General features: G+C 70.3%; 17 protein-coding genes, 1 other RNA gene and 1 riboswitch. Of the genes, 5 read left to right on the top strand and 13 right to left on the bottom strand.

Annotation, left to right across the window (positions count from 1 at the left end; translation table 11 throughout):
* Positions 1-2: 2 nt before the first annotated feature.
* From rsmH to rsmI, 5 genes are all read right to left on the bottom strand, one after another.
* On the bottom strand, positions 3-980 hold the full coding sequence (gene rsmH, locus MNO14_RS02895) for a 16S rRNA (cytosine(1402)-N(4))-methyltransferase RsmH (RefSeq protein WP_241945303.1): 978 nt from the start codon (positions 978-980) through the stop codon (positions 3-5).
* Complete coding sequence (locus tag MNO14_RS02890; RefSeq protein WP_183427904.1) at positions 977-1,426, bottom strand: division/cell wall cluster transcriptional repressor MraZ; 450 nt, start codon at positions 1,424-1,426, stop codon at positions 977-979. Before MNO14_RS02890 ends, rsmH begins: the two co-directional genes overlap by 4 nt.
* 652 nt (positions 1,427-2,078) lie before the next feature.
* Positions 2,079-2,457, bottom strand: an RNA gene (rnpB, locus tag MNO14_RS02885) — RNase P RNA component class A.
* A gap of 62 nt (positions 2,458-2,519) precedes the next feature.
* A complete protein-coding gene (locus MNO14_RS02880) occupies positions 2,520-3,389 on the bottom strand; it encodes an alpha/beta hydrolase (RefSeq protein WP_241945302.1) in 870 nt (289 codons plus the stop codon).
* Positions 3,390-3,427: 38 nt separating this feature from the next.
* On the bottom strand, positions 3,428-4,285 hold the full coding sequence (gene rsmI, locus MNO14_RS02875; protein WP_241945301.1) for a 16S rRNA (cytidine(1402)-2'-O)-methyltransferase: 858 nt from the start codon (positions 4,283-4,285) through the stop codon (positions 3,428-3,430).
* Positions 4,286-4,340: 55 nt separating this feature from the next.
* On the opposite strand from rsmI, the gene MNO14_RS02870 reads away from it, so the two are divergent.
* The 3 genes from MNO14_RS02870 to MNO14_RS02860 all read left to right on the top strand — a co-directional run bounded on the left by MNO14_RS02870 (position 4,341) and on the right by MNO14_RS02860 (position 6,655).
* Positions 4,341-5,570: a penicillin-binding protein activator gene (locus MNO14_RS02870; RefSeq protein ID WP_241945300.1), complete on the top strand. Its 1,230-nt coding sequence runs from the start codon at positions 4,341-4,343 to the stop codon at positions 5,568-5,570.
* A complete protein-coding gene (locus MNO14_RS02865; RefSeq protein ID WP_241945299.1) occupies positions 5,567-5,947 on the top strand; it encodes a YraN family protein in 381 nt (126 codons plus the stop codon). Before MNO14_RS02870 ends, MNO14_RS02865 begins: the two co-directional genes overlap by 4 nt.
* A 150-nt stretch (positions 5,948-6,097) precedes the next feature.
* Positions 6,098-6,655: a TlpA disulfide reductase family protein gene (locus MNO14_RS02860; protein WP_241945298.1), complete on the top strand. Its 558-nt coding sequence runs from the start codon at positions 6,098-6,100 to the stop codon at positions 6,653-6,655.
* Between the two features lies 1 nt (position 6,656).
* Here MNO14_RS02860 and thiL read toward each other — a convergent pair whose 3' ends face one another.
* From thiL to glyA, 8 genes are all read right to left on the bottom strand, one after another.
* Positions 6,657-7,613 (bottom strand): thiamine-phosphate kinase, encoded by a 957-nt coding sequence (gene thiL, locus MNO14_RS02855; protein ID WP_241945297.1) that lies wholly within the window; start codon positions 7,611-7,613, stop codon positions 6,657-6,659.
* A 22-nt stretch (positions 7,614-7,635) separates the two neighbouring features.
* Positions 7,636-8,100 (bottom strand): transcription antitermination factor NusB, encoded by a 465-nt coding sequence (gene nusB, locus MNO14_RS02850; RefSeq protein ID WP_241945296.1) that lies wholly within the window; start codon positions 8,098-8,100, stop codon positions 7,636-7,638.
* Entirely contained in the window at positions 8,097-8,564 is a 468-nt protein-coding gene (gene ribH / locus MNO14_RS02845; protein ID WP_241946240.1) for a 6,7-dimethyl-8-ribityllumazine synthase, read from the bottom strand. Before ribH ends, nusB begins: the two co-directional genes overlap by 4 nt.
* 40 nt (positions 8,565-8,604) lie before the next feature.
* On the bottom strand, positions 8,605-9,705 hold the full coding sequence (gene ribB, locus MNO14_RS02840; RefSeq protein ID WP_241945295.1) for a 3,4-dihydroxy-2-butanone-4-phosphate synthase: 1,101 nt from the start codon (positions 9,703-9,705) through the stop codon (positions 8,605-8,607).
* Complete coding sequence (locus MNO14_RS02835; protein WP_241945294.1) at positions 9,702-10,319, bottom strand: riboflavin synthase; 618 nt, start codon at positions 10,317-10,319, stop codon at positions 9,702-9,704. The genes ribB and MNO14_RS02835 overlap by 4 nt, the downstream gene beginning before the upstream one ends.
* Before the next feature lie 94 nt (positions 10,320-10,413).
* A riboswitch (FMN riboswitch) is annotated at positions 10,414-10,581 on the bottom strand.
* Positions 10,582-10,755: 174 nt separating this feature from the next.
* Positions 10,756-11,853, bottom strand: a complete 1,098-nt coding sequence (gene ribD / locus MNO14_RS02830) for a bifunctional diaminohydroxyphosphoribosylaminopyrimidine deaminase/5-amino-6-(5-phosphoribosylamino)uracil reductase RibD (RefSeq protein ID WP_241945293.1) — start codon at positions 11,851-11,853, stop codon at positions 10,756-10,758.
* A 117-nt stretch (positions 11,854-11,970) separates the two neighbouring features.
* Positions 11,971-12,495: a transcriptional regulator NrdR gene (gene nrdR / locus MNO14_RS02825; RefSeq protein ID WP_241945292.1), complete on the bottom strand. Its 525-nt coding sequence runs from the start codon at positions 12,493-12,495 to the stop codon at positions 11,971-11,973.
* A gap of 105 nt (positions 12,496-12,600) precedes the next feature.
* The gene (gene glyA, locus MNO14_RS02820) at positions 12,601-13,869 is read right to left on the bottom strand and encodes a serine hydroxymethyltransferase (protein ID WP_241945291.1); all 1,269 of its coding nucleotides are present in this window, start codon (positions 13,867-13,869) and stop codon (positions 12,601-12,603) included.
* Positions 13,870-14,136: 267 nt separating this feature from the next.
* Between glyA and ettA the strand changes: the two genes are divergently transcribed.
* Together ettA and map are read left to right on the top strand one after the other, a co-directional pair.
* The gene (gene ettA, locus MNO14_RS02815) at positions 14,137-15,801 is read left to right on the top strand and encodes an energy-dependent translational throttle protein EttA (RefSeq protein ID WP_241945290.1); all 1,665 of its coding nucleotides are present in this window, start codon (positions 14,137-14,139) and stop codon (positions 15,799-15,801) included.
* A gap of 100 nt (positions 15,802-15,901) precedes the next feature.
* Entirely contained in the window at positions 15,902-16,639 is a 738-nt protein-coding gene (gene map, locus MNO14_RS02810; protein WP_241945289.1) for a type I methionyl aminopeptidase, read from the top strand.
* The last annotated feature ends 2 nt before the right edge of the window (positions 16,640-16,641 follow it).

The following is a 16,641-nucleotide window of genomic DNA, read 5'->3' as shown; positions in this document are numbered from 1 at the left end:
CTTCATGCGGCCTCCCCGTGCACGATCGGCAGTTTCTCGGCCACGCGCAGCACGGCGCTGCGCGCGCGCGGGTTGTCGTGCAGCTCGGCGGCGTCGGCCTTGGTGGCATCGGCGACGATGCGCAGCGCCGGCACGAAGGCCTGCGCTTCGGGCAGGCGGCGATTGCCGGCCGGCGCCTTGGCGTGGCGTGCGATGAAGCGCTTGACGATGCGGTCTTCGAGCGAATGGAAGCTGATCACCGCCAGCCGCCCGCCCGGGGCCAGCGCGTCGAGCGCGGCATCCAGGCCCGTCTCGAGATCGGCCAACTCGCGATTGACGTGGATCCGGATCGCCTGGAACGACCGCGTCGCCGGATGGGTCTCGCGCTGGCCGCGCTGGGGCTTGGCGCGCGGCACGTTCGCGGCGATGACCGCCGCCAGGTCCGCGGTGCGCTCGAACGGCATCTGTGTGCGCCGGGCGACGATCGCGCGCGCGATGCGCCGGCTCATGCGCTCCTCGCCGTAGGTCCACAGCACGTCGGCGATCTCCGACTCGGCGGCGTGCGCCAGCCACTGCGCGGCGCTTTCGCCCGTGTCGGGATCCATGCGCATGTCCAGCGGGCCGTCCTTGCCGAAGCTGAAGCCGCGATCGGCAACGTCGAGCTGCGGCGATGACACGCCCAGGTCGAACAGCACGCCGTCGAGCGGTGCCTGCGCGACGGCGTCCCAATTGGACAGCGCCGCGAAGCTGCCGCGGCGGATGGCCACGCGCGCGTCGGCGCCGAAGCGCGCCTGGGCCACTGCGATCGCGTCGGGATCCTTGTCCATCAGCAGCAGTCGACCTCCGGGGCCAAGGCGTTCCAAGACGCCGCCGGCGTGACCACCGCGTCCGAACGTGCCGTCCAGGTACCGCCCGTCTTCACGTACGCGCAGGCCTTCGAGGACTTGCGCATACAACACCGGGAGGTGGCCGGACGTGGCATCCGCACCACCACCCGTCACAACTGCAGTCCGACCAGGTCGTCACCGTCCATATCCGCGTCGCTGAGCGTCTGCCGGATCTGGGCCTGGTGCGCCTGCTCGCTCCAGAGTTCGAATTTGTCCCCCATGCCCACCAGCACCGCCTTGCGCTCGATGCCGACGGTCGTGCGTTGGCTGGCGGGGATGCTGATGCGGCCGTTGCCGTCGGGCTCGACGACCATCGCCGCGCCGACCAGCTTGAGCTGGAGGGTGCGGTTGGTGGAGCGGGTGCGCGGCAACGCGTTGATCTTGTCGCGGACGCCTTCCCACACCTTGTACGGGTAGAGATAGAGGCTGCCGGCGTCGAAGGGGTTGTAGGTCAGCACCAGGCGGTTGTCGCACTCACGCGCGACGACGTCCCGATAGGCGGTGGGGATCGCCAGTCGGCCCTTGTCGTCGATGGTGATGGCGGTTTCGCCCTGGAACACGTCCGTCCTACCTCGTGGCGCCCGTCTTCGGCGGGCTTGTGCGCCGGAAAACCACAAAATCCCAGGTTTCCCCACGTGTCGCCACCTTAGGAGTGCGTCTGCGGGTTGTCAACAGCTTTGTACGGCGCTTTTCACCTGTCCGGTCAATGACTTGCAGCACTCTTCAGAGACTTGTTCAAGCTTTATCCACAAGCGTCTGTTTCGTCTCAAATTTTGAGAATGCGTCACTTCTGGACCTGAACGGCACCGTCACGTCGCCTTTACGGAATCGTCATGTTGCATCGCAACAAATGCAGGCCACGCGTCGAGGTGCGACGGGTTGACGCGCAGAAACGTCGCTCGTGTGGTCCTACTTGGCCTAGGAAAGCTCCACCCCACCCGCGCGCAGCGCGCGCGACCTCCCCCGCAGCGCGGGGGGAGGTGGGGCTTCCAGCGCATGGCGACGACCGCCGCGATCGCGCCCTCCCCCGCGAGCGGGGGAGGGTTGGGTGGGGGCGGATGCTCGCAGGACCGGGGGACTTTCTCTCTCACTGCGTTCATAACGCTGCGACCTCGACGCGCGTACTGCATCTCGACCAACGCAGCCCGTCCAGCCCACAGCACGAGCCGACCTCCCCTGCGCCGCAGGGGAAGTCGGCCGCTTGTTGAAAGGGGGCGGAGCCGGCCTGTAAGCCGGGTTCTGTCGTGGACAGTCATTCCTCTAGGCGCATCGTCACCGATACGCTCGAGCAACCTACCCGGACCCGACGCGGGCCGCGTCATGAGGTCCCTATTTGGTCTTGCTCCCGGTGGGGTTTGCCGTGCCGGCCTGTTACCAGGCTCGCGGTGCGCTCTTACCGCACCATTTCACCCTTACCCGCACCTGGCCGTCCGAAGACGACCGGGCCGCTGGCGGTATCTTTCTGTTGCACTTTCCGTCGGCTCGCGCCGCCCAGGCGTTACCTGGCACCGTGCCCTGTGGAGCCCGGACTTTCCTCGGCGCCGGTCTCCACCGAAGTGAAGGCCGACGACGCGACTGTCCGGCCGACTCCGCCGACGCGCATTGTCGCACGCCGCTCCGGCCGTGGTCGCCTCGGCCACGTCGACTGCCGCCTCAGTCGCGCTCGACCCGGTCGAGCAGCGCCAGCATCGCGGCGCGGAACTGCGACGAGAACGATGCGTCGTTGTGGCCGCGCTCGGGCACGATTTCCAGGCGCTTGTCCTGGGACGGCAGCGGCACCGCGTCGAACAGCGCCTGCGAGAACCGCGGCGCGGTGACGACATCGCGTTCGCCGACGACGAACAGCACCGGCTCGTCCAGCCGCCTGGCGACCTCGAGGTTGCCGGCCTGCTGCAACGCCGGTGCGATGTCGAAGCGGCGCACCGACAGCCGCGTCCAGAGCCCAGAACGGGCGCGCATCGCCGCGGCCCAGTCCTCGGCCGTGGTCATCGAACTCTCGAGCACCAGTCCATCGAGCGTGCGCGCATCGGCGACATGGCCGGCGAGGAAGCTCCCCAACGATTGCCCGTGCACGATCAACGGCCGGCCCGACCCCGCGGTCTCGGCGCGCAGCGTGTCGTAGACCTGCAGGGCATCGGCCTGCAGCGCGGCGATCGTCGGCGTGCCGGTGCTGCCGCCGTAGCCGCGGTGATCGACCAGCACCAGGTCCACCGGCAAGGCGTCGTAGGCCCGCAGCGCGTATTTGGCATGCAGGCCGATGCGATAGCCGTTGCCGCCGAAGTACAGCACCGTCGCCCGGGCATCGGGCCGCTGCAACCGCAGTTGGTACAGCGAGGCGTCGTCGGGCGTTGCGATCCGCGTCTCGGTCGCGGTATACGCAGGGTACTCGGCACGCAGCGCGGCCAGGTCGGTGGGCGGCGCCGGCATCGGCCGGACAAGATGCGATTCCTGCACGCGCAAGGCACAACCGGCCAGCACCACACAGAACGCGACGATCGCCAGACGGCGCAGGGGTCGAGACATACGAACAGCGTCCTTGCTATGGATGCCGTTCGACCCGTTCAGGCGTCGGGAGTTCCCTGTCCGTACAACGCCTTGCGCGGGGCGCCGCTGAGCTCGGCGGCAACCTTGGCGGCGGTCGACGGCGGCAAGTGACGCGCGAGCGCGGCGTAGAGCCGCCGCCCTTCCGCCAGCGCCGCGTCCTCGGACGCGGGGGCGCCTTCGACGAGCACCACGAACTCGCCCTTGCGCTGGTCGGCGTCGGCGACCACGCGCGCGTGCAAGGTCGCCAGATCGCCGTCGAGCACGGTCTCGAACAACTTGGTGAGTTCGCGCGCGACAACCGCGCGGCGCGTGGGACCGAATGCAGCGACTGCATCGCTGAGCATCGCGTCGATCCGGTGCGAGGCTTCGTAGAACAACAAGGTGCGCGGTTCGGCGGCGAGCGCCTGCAGCCGTTCGCGGCGCGCGCCGGCCTTCGCCGGCAGAAAGCCCTCGAATACGAAGCGGTCGCTGGGCAGGCCGGCCACGCTCAGCGCGGCGATCAGCGCGCTGGCCCCCGGCACCGGCGACACCCGCAGGCCGGCCGCACGCGCGGCGGCCACCAGCCGGAAGCCCGGATCGCTGACCAGCGGGGTACCGGCATCGCTGACCAGTGCCAGCGACTCGCCGGCAGCCAGGCGCGCCACCAGGCGGCCGGCGAGCCCGTCCTCGTTGTGCTCGTGCAGTGCGACCAGCGGCCGCTCGATGCCGAAATGGCCGAGCAACTGGCGGGTGTGCCGGGTGTCCTCGGCGCAGATCGCATCGACATCGCGCAACACCTGCTGCGCGCGGGGCGACAGGTCGCCCAGATTGCCGATCGGCGTGGCGACGACGTGCAGGACGCCCGGCGCGGGCGTGGGTCGGGCGGATGCAGTCATCGTCTCCACAGCGGAACGCTAGAATGCGGCCATTATCCCGCAGCGGAACCGCGACATGACAGCAACCCAGGCCCAGACCGCGCACGCGACCCCGCGCGTCCTCCGTCCCGGCAGCGCCACCCGCCCGATGGTGGCGGTGGCTCTGGTGGCGCTGATCGCCGGGTGCGCGACCGTGCGCACCACCGGCACCGCCGGCCCCGGGCCCGGCGACGTCGTCCCCGCCGAACCCGGACGCTGGCAGTTCGACGACGCCCGCCCGCCCGCCGAATCCGACGGCTACCGCCCCCCGCGCAAGCTCGCAGTGCTGCTGCCGATGAGCGGCGCACTGGCGACCGCGGCCGGCCCGGTCCGGGACGGCCTGCTGGCCGGCTACTACGGCGAGCGCCGCACGCGGCCCGAACTGGCCTTCTACGACACCGCCGGCACCCCGGCCGGCGCCGCCGGCGCCTATGCCCGCGCGGTCGCGGAGGGCGCCGACCAGATCGTCGGGCCGCTGGGCCGCGACGAGGTCGACGCGGTCATGCAGTCGGCGCCGGCGGTGCCGCTGCTCGCACTCAACCGCGGCGCGGTGACGCCGCCGGAAAATTCGGCGGCGTTCTCGCTGGCACCGGAGGACGAAGGCGATGCAGCCGCGCAGTACCTGCTGGCCCGCAACGCCCGCAATGTGCTGGTGCTCAGCAACGGCGACGACAACGCGCGGCGCAGCGTTGACGCGCTGCGCGCGCGCCTGACCCAGGCCGGTGGCAGCATCGTCGGCACGATCGCGATCGTCGGCGACACCCCGGTCGACCAGACCGCCGCGTTCCGCAATGCGGTGACCGCAGGGACGGGCGTGGATGCGGTGTTCCTCGCGATCCGCGGCAACCAGGCGCGCGTGATCGCGCCGCAGCTGTCGGTCGCCGGACTCGGGAGCCGGCTGCGTCTGGGCACCTCGCAGCTCACCGCGGGCACTGGCAAGCCGGAAGAAGACCAGATCCTGGACGGCATCGTGTTCCCGACCGAAAGCTGGTCGACCGGGGCCAGCGCGCGTTCGCTGCCGCCGCAGGCAACGATCGCCCGCGACCTGCCGACCGCGCGCGGCGGCGCGGCGCGGTTGTTCGCGTTCGGCTTCGATGCCTGGCTGCTGAGCGGCTACCTCGAACACCTGAGCCGCAATGCCGAGGCCGGCGTTGGCGGCGCCACCGGCATGCTGCGCATCGGCCCCGGCGGCCAGGTCGTGCGCCAGCCGGCCTGGGCGACCTGGCGCGGCGGTCGCGTGGTGGCACAGGCGGACGTCGGCGGTTGAACGATCGCCGCAGTGACGGCCAGGCCGCCGAACAGGCGGCGCTGGCGCACCTGCAAGCGGCCGGACTGACCCTGCTCGCCGCCAACGTCGGCTACCGCGGTGGCGAACTGGACCTGGTCATGCGCGATAAGCGCGGCGTGACTGCAACCATCGTGTTCGTCGAGGTGCGACATCGTCGCAACCTGCGCTTTGGCGGCGGCGCGGCCTCGATCGATGCCGGCAAGCGCCGCCGGGTCGTGCTGGCGGCGCAGTTGTTCCTGTCACGCCAGCCGCGGCTGCGCGACCTGCCCTGCCGCTTCGATGTCGTGGAAACCACCGGCGATGCGGCCGCGCCGACGCTGCGCTGGATCGAGGATGCGTTTCGCGCGGACGATTGAGGATCGGTTCGCGCCATGCGGTTGGCGTTCGTCGGCGCGCGCGCCTGCAGCCTCGTCACCATCGCCCAGACCACTGGCAGACCAGGGCCCGATACGCATCCAGCCGTGCGCATGCGAAGATCGGCACGGGGAACCACAGGGGATTCAGGGATGAGGCGATCGATCGTCAGCTGCGTGCTGGCCTGTCTGCTGCTCACCGCTGCGCTGGGCAGCGCGTCCGCCCAGGACGCAACGCCACCGGCGGTCGGCAGCCTGCCACCACCGTTGCTCGGCAAGGACCGCGCGGGCCGCGACGTTGACCTTGGCGCGCTGCGCGGCAAGGTCGTGATCGTGACCTTCTGGGCCTCCTGGTGTCCGCCCTGCCGCAAGGAACTGCCAGTGCTGGGCCATTTCCAACGCGTGGTGGGCCGCGATGCGCTCGAAGTCATCGCGATCAACTACAAGGAACCGCGCCCGGACTTCAACGACGTGGTCCGCAAGAATCGCGACATCGATCTGACCTGGGTGCCCGACTCGCGCGGCCGTATCAGCGATCTCTACGGCGTGCGGACGCTGCCGCACATGTTCATGCTCGACCGCGAGGGCCGCGTGGCCTTCACCCATCGCGGCTACAGCGAGCAGTCCTTGCCCGGCATCATCGACGAAGTGCTGAGCCTGCTGCCCGACGAAGTGCGCACGCGCCCGGCGCCCGACACCGCATCGCGCTGATTCAGCCGGCGAAATGGTCCCAGCCGGCGCGCGCCGGCGTCCAGGCGGCGCCGTCGCCGGTGTGCACAACGACGCCGTCGCCGGCCACGATGCGCCCGATCCGGATCGCCGGGGTACCGCTGGCCCGCGAGACTGCGTCGACCGCCGCGCGCGCATGCGCGGGGGCGGTGAAACACAGTTCGTAGTCGTCGCCGCCCGCGGCCTGCAGCGCACGCCGCTGCCCAGGATCAGCGATCGCGCGCCGCAGCGCCTCGGAGGCCGGCAGGGCATCGACATCGATCTGCGCCGCCACCCCACTCGCCCGGCAGACATGGCCGAGGTCGGCCAGCAGGCCGTCGGACACATCGATCGCGGCATGGGCATGCGCCGCCAGCGCCTGACCCAGCGCAAGCCGCGGGGCCGGGCGGTCGAGCCGGCGGCGCAGTTCGGCGTCGCGTGCCCCGCCCTGCGTCCACTGCGCAAGTGCGGCCGCCGCATCGCCCAGGGTGCCGCTGACCCAGACGTCGTCGCCGACCTGCGCGCCGTCGCGCCGCAGGGCATGGCCGGGGGCGACGAGGCCGTGCACGGTGACGCAGACCGAAAGCGGGCCGCGCGTGGTGTCGCCACCGACCAGCGCGACCGCGTGCGGACGCGCCAGCGCGTCGAAGCCGTCGAGAAAGGCATCGATCCAATCGGCATCGGGGGTCGGCAGCGACAGCGACAAGGTGCACCAGGCCGGGCGTGCGCCCATCGCGGCCAGGTCCGAGAGGTTGACCGCCAGCGCCTTCCAGCCGATGTCGGCCGCGGCGGTGTCATCGGGGAAATGCACGCCGCTATTGAGCGTGTCCATCGCGACCACGAGTTGCGCCCCCGGCTCAGGCGCCAGCAGCGCGGCATCGTCGCCGATGCCCAGCACTACATCGCCCCGCTGCACCACGCGGGCGCGGAGGCGGTCGATCAGCGCGAACTCGCCGGCCATCGGTGCGCGGGCGCGACGGCGCTCAGCGGCCGCGCAACGCCCCGACCTCGGGCGCGCGCCACTGCGCGGCGGCGCGGTCGAGCACGCCGTTGACGTAGGTGTGGCCGTGCTCGGAGCCGAAGCGCTTGACCGTGCGCAGGGCCTCGTCGATGACCACGCGGTAGGGCACGTCGACGCGGTGCTGCAGTTCGTAGGCGGCGATGCGCAGCATCGCGCGCTCGATCGGGTCCACTTCGTCGATCTCGCGGTCGAGGAATGGCGCCAGCGCGGCGTCGAGCTCGCGGTAGCGGCTGCCCACGCCGTGCACCAAGTCCTCGAAGTACGCCAGATCGGCGACTTCCTTGGCCTGTTCGTGCGCGAACTGCGCGACGATCTCGCGCGCCTGCGCGCCCGACATCTGCATTGCGTAGACGGCCTGCAGCGCGCGGCGACGCGCGCGCGAGCGCAGTACCGGGTCGACGCCATGGGGTTTGCGGGTCTGGGTCATCCGATCTTGTCCAGCAGGTTGCTCATTTCGATGGCGACCAGCGCCGCCTCCTCGCCCTTGTTGCCGTGGCTGCCACCGGCCCGCTTCTCGGCGTCGCCATAGTCCTCGACCGCGAGCACGCCGTTGGCGACCGGCACACCGGCATCGAGCGCGATGCGCATCAGCGCATCGCTGCAGCCGTCGGCCACCTGCTCATAGTGTCGGGTGTCGCCGCGCACCACGCAGCCCAGCGCCAGCAACGCGGCGTGGCCGCCGGCCGCGGCAAGGCGCGCGCACGCCAGCGGGATCTCCCAGGCGCCGGGCACGCGCACCACGTCGACCGCGGCCTCGGCGACGCCGTGGTCGGCGAACGCCTTGCGCGCGCCGGCGACGAGGGCGTCGGTGATCTTGGGATTCCAGCGGCTGGCGACGATCGCATAGCGCGTGCCGGCCGGGGCGCGCAGGTCGCCTTCGATGTGGCTCATGGGCATGGGGTCTCGCTCAGGCCGGCCAGTTTAGCGCGCGTCATGCCGGAACGGTCTCCACGACCTCCAGCCCGTAGCCGGCCAGGCCGATCTGGCGGCGCGGGGGACCCAGCACGCGCAGCCGGCCCAGGCCCAGGTCGGCGAGGATCTGCGCGCCGGCACCGTTGCGCCGCCACTGGCCGACATCCTTGTCCTTGCCCGGCGGACGCACGACCGGCTCCTGTCGCAGCCGCGCCAGCAGGCCATCGGCATCGCGCGGTGCCGACAGCACGACCATCACGCCCTGTCCCTCGGCGGCGATCGCGCGCAGCGCGTCGGTAGCGGCCACCCCGAAATCGTCGCGGCGCCAGTGCAGCAGATCGGCCAGCGGGTTCTCGACCTGCACACGGACCAGCGTCGGGGTGGCCGCATCGAGCGTGCCGCGGACCAGCGCGAAATGCAGCTCGTGCGCGATCCGGTCGCGATAGGTCACCAGCCGGAACGGGCCGAACTCGGTCTCGATCTCGCGCTCGTCGATGCGCTCGACGGTGCGCTCGGTGCTCAGGCGGTAGGCGATCAGGTCGGCGATCGAGCCCATCTTCAGCCCATGCTCGCGCGCGAACGCTTCGAGTTCCGGGCGGCGCGCCATGCTGCCGTCAGGGTTGAGGATCTCCACCAGCACGCCTGCCGGCTCCAGTCCCGCCAGCATCGCCAGGTCCACGCCGGCCTCGGTGTGACCGGCGCGCGTCAGCACGCCGCCGGGCTGGGCGATCAGCGGGAAGATGTGGCCGGGCTGGTGCAGGTCCTCGGGCCGCGCATTCGGGCGGACCGCGGTGCGAATGGTATGGGCGCGATCGTGCGCCGAAATGCCGGTGGTCACGCCCTCGGCGGCCTCGATGCTGACCGTGAAGTTGGTCTGGAACTGCGCGGTATTGGCCCGCACCATCGGCGCCAGCCCCAACTGGGTCGCGCGGTCGGCGGTCAGCGGCAGGCAGACCAGACCGCGGCCGTGGGTGACCATGAAATTGATGTCGGCCGGCCGGACCAGTTCGGCGGCCATGATCAGGTCGCCCTCGTTCTCGCGGTCCTCGTCGTCGACGACGACGACCATCCGGCCGGCGCGGATCTCTTCGAGCAGTTCGGGGATCGGCGCGAAGTTCATGCGCGCGCTCCTGGCGGCACCACGCCGCTGGCGAGCAGGCGCTCGACGTAGCGCGCGACCAGGTCCACCTCAAGGTTGACCACCTCGCCGACCGCGGTGGTACCGAACGCCGTATGTGACACGGTGTGCGGCACCAGGGCCACTTCGAAGCCGTCGGCATCGACCGCGTTGACCGTCAGGCTGACGCCGTCGACGCAGATCGAGCCCTTGTGCGCGACGTAGCGCAGCAATGCCGCCGGCGCCGCGAAGCGCCAGCGCTGCGCGCGGGCGTCGTCGTGCACCGAGGCCACGCGGCCGACGCCATCGACATGGCCGCTGACCAGGTGGCCGCCGAGCCGGTCGGTCGGGCGCATCGCGCGTTCGAGGTTCACCGCCCGGCCCGCGGCCAGCGCGCCGAGCGTGGTCAGCGCCAGCGTCTCGGTCGAGGCATCGGCCTCGAAGTGCGCGTCGTCGTGCGCGACGACCGTCAGGCAGACGCCGTTGACCGCGATGCTCTCGCCCATCGTCACGTCCGCGAACGGCAGCGTGCCGACTGCGATGCGCAGCCGCGCGTCGCCGCCGCGGGACTCGTTGGAAACCAGGCGTCCGACGCCTTCGATCAAGCCGGTGAACATGTCGCTGCCTCCGTCCGTGCGGATCGCTCGCACGGTGTGCCGAATGGGAACGGTTCGGGACGCGACAGCGTGCGCGGCCGCGGGCCGCGCAGGACGTCGTCTTCTTGCATCCGGACTATGACCGTCGGCCCCGGACTTCGACCGGGTCTGCTGACCTGCCGGTCCGATGCGAGGATCTCGCACGTCGCTGGCAGCGCTCGCGGGCTCGCGCGTCGCCGCGCCTACCGCCGGTGGGGACTTCCACCCCGCCCTGAAGACATTCGATTGGATGCCGGACGGGCCGGCGCGGGCATTCTAGCAGCGCCGCGTCGCTCGCCCGTCCCACGCGGCGGGACGCTTCATTGCACCGGGCCATGGCGCGCGCGATCCGGCACGCCGGTCGCCTCCGGGCGCGGGCAGGCGCCGCGATCGGGTTCCTGCGGTCGGGGCGGCAGGCTCAGCCGGCGGCGGCCGGGCGCAGCCGCAGCCGGAGGTCGTCGCCGAAGCGCGCGACATCGACGGTCTCCAGCCGCAGCCGTTGCGCCATCGCGTCGATGCCCAGGCCGTCGAACAGCGGCCGGGCGCGCTCGCCGAGCAGCACCGGGGCGACATAGAGCAGCAATTCGTCGACCAGGCCCGCCCGCAGCAACGCGCCCGAGAGCACAGCGCCGGCCTCGACCTGGACCTCGTTGATCTCGCGCGCGGCCAGCAGCGCCAGCGCCGCCGCCAGGTCCAGCCGGCCGTCGCGCCGCGGCACCGCGGCGTGTTCGCAGCCAAGATCCGCCGGCACCGCAACATCGGCGGCGTGCAGGTAGAGCGTGGGCGCGGCCGCGTCGCGGACCTGTCGGCGCGACAGCGAGGCGAGCCCTGCATCGAGCACGACACGCAGCGGCGGCAAGAACGGTGCCGCGTCCTCGAGCCGCACCGTCAGCGCCGGGTCGTCGGCGAGCACGGTCCCGCTGCCGGTCAGAATCGCGCCGCTGCGCGCACGCCAACGCATGACGTCGGCCCGCGACTGCGGACCGCTGATCCACTTCGACGTGCCGTCGGCCATCGCCGTGCGCCCGTCGAGGCTGCAGGCGAGCTTGACCCGGACCCATGGGCGGCCGCGCTCGACGCGCGACAGGAAGCCCACGTTAAGCGCACGCGCCTGCGCTTCCAGCAGGCCGGCCTGGACCGCGATCCCGGCCGCACGCAACCGGGCGAAACCGGCACCGTCGACCTGCGGGAACGGGTCGCGCATCGCTGCGACCACACGCGCCACCCCGGCCTCGATCAAGGCATCGGCGCAGGGCCCAGTGCTGCCAACGTGCGCGCACGGTTCGAGGGTGACATAGGCGGTCGACCCCCGTGCCCGCTCACCAGCGGCCTGCAGCGCGACCACCTCCGCGTGTGGCCCACCCTTGCGCGCGTGCCAGCCTTCGCCGACGACCGCACCGCCGCGCACCAACACGCAGCCGACCATCGGGTTGGGCCGCGCCGTCCAGGCGCCGCGCTCGGCCAGCGCCAGTGCGTGTGCCATGTGGCGATGGTCGTCGCTATCGAAGTCGGTCATATGCGGCATTTCCAGAGGATCAGAGGGCTTGCGCCGTGTGCTTGAAGCGCGCACGCGCTCACTTGCCATCGGCCGTCGCGCAACTCGGACCTCGCCAACCGCGCCTTGTGCGGCCGGTCAGCGCTTGCGCGTGCCGCGGCCGGGCGGCAGGGCCTCGCCGCCGAGCAGCGGCAGTTGCGCATCGGCCGGCAGGTCGCGTTCGAGCCGGTCGAGCTCTTCGCGAAAATCGGCCACGTCCTCGAACGCCCGGTAGACCGAAGCGAAACGCACGAAGCCGACATGGTCGAGCTTGCGCAGCTCGGCAATGACGAATTCGCCGACCCGTCGCGACGAGACCTCGCGCTCGGCGGTCATGCGCAACTGGTGCACCACCGCCCGCACCGTCGCTTCGATCTGCTCCTCCGAAACGGGGCGCTTGTGCAGCGCGCGGTCCATGCTCAGGCGCAGCTTGCGCGCATCGAACGGCTCGCGGCGGCCGTCACCCTTGATGATCGCCGGCAGCTTGAGTTCGATCGTCTCCAGCGTGCTGAACCGCTCCCCGCAGGCCTCGCACTCGCGACGCCGACGGATCGTCGCGCCGTCCTCGGACGCGCGCGAATCGATCACCCGGGTGTCGATGTGCTGGCAGAAGGGGCAGTGCATCAGGCGTGGGAATTCGCGATCGAGGCTGGGAGATCGGGGCAAGTTGCAGCGTCGGGAAACGGAGGCATTCCGAATCCCGACGCCCGCATCGCCAATCCCGTCGCGTCAGCCATACACCGGGTACTTGGCGCACTGCGCGGCGACCTTGTCGCGCACGACGGCAATGACGGTGTCGTCGGCCGGCGCGTCGAGCACGTCGCAGATCCAGTGGGCCAGGTCGGTGCAATCGGCCTCGGTATAGCCGCGCGTGGTCACCGCCGGCGTGCCCAGGCGCAGGCCCGAGGTCACAAACGGCTTGCGCGGGTCGTTGGGCACCGAGTTCTTGTTGACCGTGATGTGGGCACGGCCCAGGGCTTCTTCTGCCTCCTTGCCGCTGACGTTCTTGCCGATCATGTCGACAAGCATAAGATGGTTCTCGGTGCCGCCGGAGACGATCTTGTAGCCGCGTTCGATGATCACCTTCGCCATCGCCTGCGCGTTCTTCACCACCTGCTGCTGGTAGGTCTTGAACGCCGGGTCCAGCGCCTCCTTGAACGCGACCGCCTTGGCCGCGATCACATGCATCAGCGGACCGCCCTGGATGCCGGGGAACACGATCGACTGCAGCTTTTTGCTCATGTCGTCGAACATGTCGCCGGCGCCTTCGCGGCTGGCAACGATGATGCCGCCGCGCGGACCGCGCAGCGTCTTGTGCGTGGTCGAGGTCACGACATGCGCATGCGGCAGCGGGCTCGGGTAGACCCCGGCCGCAACCAGACCCGCGACATGGGCCATGTCGACGAACAGCAGCGCGCCGACCTTGTCGGCGATCGCACGGAAGCGCGCCCAGTCGATCTTCTGCGAGTACGCCGAGAACCCGGCGACGACCATCTTCGGCTTGTGCTCGAGCGCGAGCCGCTCGACTTCGTCGTAATCGATCAGCCCGGCATCGTCGACGCCGTACTGCACCGCGTCGAACAACTTGCCCGAGGCATTGACCTTGGCGCCGTGGGTCAGATGGCCGCCGTGCGCCAGGCTCATGCCCAGGATCTTGTCGCCGGGCTGCAGCAGCGCGAAATAGACCGCCTGGTTGGCCTGCGAGCCCGAGTGCGGCTGCACGTTGGCGTAGTCGGCATCGAACAGTTGCTTGAGCCGGTCGATTGCCAGCTGCTCGGCAACGTCGACGTACTCGCAGCCGCCGTAGTAGCGCTTGCCCGGATAACCCTCGGCGTACTTGTTGGTCAGCTGGCTGCCCTGGGCCTCCATGACCAGCGCGCTGCAATAGTTTTCCGATGCGATCAGCTCGACGTGATCCTCCTGCCGGCGGACCTCCGCGGCGATGGCCTGGGCGAGTTCGGGATCGAAGCTATCGAGACGGGCGTCGCGCGGAAACATCGAGGACTCCAGGAATCGGGCGTGGCCGGCCATTGTAGCCGGCCACGCGGGCCACAGCCCGGCCCGACGCCATGCCCCGGTCCTGCAGCCTTCTTGCGCGGCGCCGCCTCAGGGTCGGCGCCGCTTCCTGTAGGGGCACGACAGTGGCCGCGACGCAGTCCGCCGCGGACGCGCCCCTTGGGATGCGGGCTATAATCGCGGGCATTCTTCTCCCGCCTGACGCCGCCCGACCGGGCCCCGGCGCGGGCAGGCGCAACCGGAGCCCCCATGTCCTCGCAATACATCTACACCATGAACCGCGTGTCCAAGGTGGTCCCGCCGAAGCGGCAGATCATCAAAGACATCTCGTTGTCGTTCTATCCCGGCGCCAAGATCGGCCTGCTGGGCCTCAACGGCGCCGGCAAGTCGACGGTGCTCAAGATCATGGCCGGCGTGGACACCGACTTCGAGGGCGAGGCCCGCCCGCAGCCCGGCATCAAGGTCGGCTACCTGGAGCAGGAGCCGCGCCTGAACCCGGAGCAGACGGTGCGCGAGGCGGTCGAGGAAGGCGTCGGTGAGGTGCTGCAGGCCCAGGCCGCACTCGAGGCGGTTTACGCCGCCTATGCCGAGGAAGGCGCCGACTTCGACGCGCTCGCCAAGGAACAGGAGCGCCTGGAGGCGATCCTGGCCGCGGGGGACGCGCACACGCTGGAGAACCAGCTTGACGTCGCCGCTGACGCGCTGCGCCTGCCGCCGTGGGATGCGGTGATCGGCAAGCTCTCGGGCGGCGAGAAGCGCCGCGTGGCGCTGTGTCGCCTGCTGCTGCAGAAGCCGGACATGCTGCTGCTCGACGAACCGACCAACCACCTTGACGCAGAGTCGGTGGAGTGGTTGGAGCAGTTCCTGGCCCGTTACACCGGCACCGTCGTGGCGGTCACCCACGATCGCTACTTCCTCGACAACGCCGCCGAGTGGATCCTCGAGCTCGATCGCGGCCGCGGCATCCCGTGGAAGGGCAACTACACCGACTGGCTGACGCAGAAGGACGAGCGCCTGAAGCAGGAGGAGAACCAGGAGAAGGCCCGTCAGAAGGCGATCCAGAAGGAACTGGAGTGGTCGCGGCAGAACGCCAAGGGCGGCCGTTCCAAGGGCAAGGCCCGCCTGGCCCGCCTGGAAGAACTGCAGTCGCAGGATTACCAGAAGCGCAACGAGACCAACGAGATCTTCATCCCGCCGGGCGAGCGCCTGGGCAACTCGGTGATGGAGTTCAAGAACGTCAGCAAGAAGTTCGGTGACCGGCTGCTGATCGACAACCTGTCGATGATCGTGCCGCCAGGCGCGATCGTCGGCATCATCGGCCCCAACGGCGCCGGCAAGTCGACGCTGTTCAAGATGATCACCGGGCAGGAGAAGCCGGACTCGGGCGAGATCATCGTCGGACCGACCGTGCAGCTGTCCTACGTCGACCAGAGCCGCGACAAGCTCGAAGGCAACCACAACGTCTTCCAGGAAATCGCCGGCGGCCTGGACATCCTCAACATCAACGGCGTGGAGATCCAGTCGCGCGCCTACATCGGCCGCTTCAACTTCAAGGGCCAGGACCAGCAGAAGCTGGTCGGCTCGCTGTCCGGTGGTGAGCGTGGCCGCCTGCACATGGCCAAGACGCTGCTGCAGGGCGGCAACGTGCTGCTGCTCGACGAACCGTCGAACGACCTCGACATCGAAACGCTGCGCGCGCTGGAGGACGCCCTGCTGGAGTTCCCGGGCAACACGTTCGTGATCTCGCACGACCGCTGGTTCCTCGACCGCATCGCCACGCACATCCTCGCGTTCGAAGGCGACAGCCACGTCGAGTTCTTCCAGGGCAACTACCGCGAGTACGAGGAAGACAAGAAGCGCCGCCTCGGCGACGACGCCGGCCCCAAGCGCCTGCGGTTCAAGGCCCTGAAGTAAGCCGCGACCGCGCCCCAAAACCGGGGTCAGAGTCGAATTCTCTGCCCCCGCCACTGGACGCGCGCCGCGATCAAAATTCGACTCTGACCCCGGTTTATCGATGACGATCCAGACACCTGACGAGCTCGGAGGCCTTCGGCGCGCAGGTGCGCTGGTCGCCGGCATCCTGTCCACGATGCGGGATCAGACGATCGCGGGCGTCACGCCGCGCGCGCTCGATGCGATCGGTGCGGCGATGCTGCGCGAGGCCGGCGCGCAGTCGGCGCCGGTGCTGACCTACGGCTTCCCGGCGGCGACCTGCATCAGCGTCAACCGGGTGGTCGCACACGGCATCCCGGACGAGACGCCGCTTTGCGACGGCGATCTGGTCAACATCGATGTCTCGGCCGAGCTCGACGGCTTCTTCGCCGACACCGGGGCGAGCTTCGTCGTCGGCACCGCCAGTGCGGCCCAGCAGCGCCTGCTCGATACGACCCGTGAGGCGCGCGATGCGGCGATCGCCCAGTTGCGCGCTGGCGGGATGCTCAACAGCATCGGCCGGACCATCGAGACGGTCGCCGCGCGTCGCGGCTTCCAGGTCATCCGCGATCTGCAGAGCCACGGCGTCGGGCGCGCGCTGCACGAGGAACCGGGCTCGATTCCGGGCTACTACGACCGCCGCGACACCCGCCGACTGCACGCGGGCATGGTGATCACGGTCGAGCCGTTCCTGGCCACGCACAGCACCCGCACCGACGCGCTCGACGACGGCTGGTCGCTGGTCTGCCCGAAGGGCGTCGGCGCGCAGTTCGAGCACACGGTCGTGGTCACTCACGACGCCCCGATCATCGTCACCTGAGG

It is taken from the genome of Luteimonas sp. S4-F44 (assembly GCF_022637415.1).
Classification (GTDB): Bacteria; Pseudomonadota; Gammaproteobacteria; order Xanthomonadales; family Xanthomonadaceae; genus Luteimonas.
The sequence above is the reverse complement of the archived record's forward strand: the minus strand, read 5'-3'. Positions and strand labels throughout refer to the sequence as shown.

Bases quoted from the DNA above. Each gene is read 5' to 3' on its own strand.
- MNO14_RS02880 (WP_241945302.1), bottom strand. From the start codon at position 3,389: ATGTCTCGACCCCTGCGCCGTCTGGCGATCGTCGCGTTCTGTGTGGTG.
- rsmI (WP_241945301.1), bottom strand. From the start codon at position 4,285: ATGACTGCATCCGCCCGACCCACGCCCGCGCCGGGCGTCCTGCACGTC.
- MNO14_RS02870 (WP_241945300.1), top strand. From the start codon at position 4,341: ATGACAGCAACCCAGGCCCAGACCGCGCACGCGACCCCGCGCGTCCTC.
- MNO14_RS02860 (WP_241945298.1), top strand. From the start codon at position 6,098: ATGAGGCGATCGATCGTCAGCTGCGTGCTGGCCTGTCTGCTGCTCACC.
- thiL (WP_241945297.1), bottom strand. From the start codon at position 7,613: ATGGCCGGCGAGTTCGCGCTGATCGACCGCCTCCGCGCCCGCGTGGTG.
- nusB (WP_241945296.1), bottom strand. From the start codon at position 8,100: ATGACCCAGACCCGCAAACCCCATGGCGTCGACCCGGTACTGCGCTCG.
- ribH (WP_241946240.1), bottom strand. From the start codon at position 8,564: ATGAGCCACATCGAAGGCGACCTGCGCGCCCCGGCCGGCACGCGCTAT.
- ribB (WP_241945295.1), bottom strand. From the start codon at position 9,705: ATGAACTTCGCGCCGATCCCCGAACTGCTCGAAGAGATCCGCGCCGGC.
- MNO14_RS02835 (WP_241945294.1), bottom strand. From the start codon at position 10,319: ATGTTCACCGGCTTGATCGAAGGCGTCGGACGCCTGGTTTCCAACGAG.
- ribD (WP_241945293.1), bottom strand. From the start codon at position 11,853: ATGACCGACTTCGATAGCGACGACCATCGCCACATGGCACACGCACTG.
- nrdR (WP_241945292.1), bottom strand. From the start codon at position 12,495: ATGCACTGCCCCTTCTGCCAGCACATCGACACCCGGGTGATCGATTCG.
- glyA (WP_241945291.1), bottom strand. From the start codon at position 13,869: ATGTTTCCGCGCGACGCCCGTCTCGATAGCTTCGATCCCGAACTCGCC.
- ettA (WP_241945290.1), top strand. From the start codon at position 14,137: ATGTCCTCGCAATACATCTACACCATGAACCGCGTGTCCAAGGTGGTC.
- map (WP_241945289.1), top strand. From the start codon at position 15,902: ATGACGATCCAGACACCTGACGAGCTCGGAGGCCTTCGGCGCGCAGGT.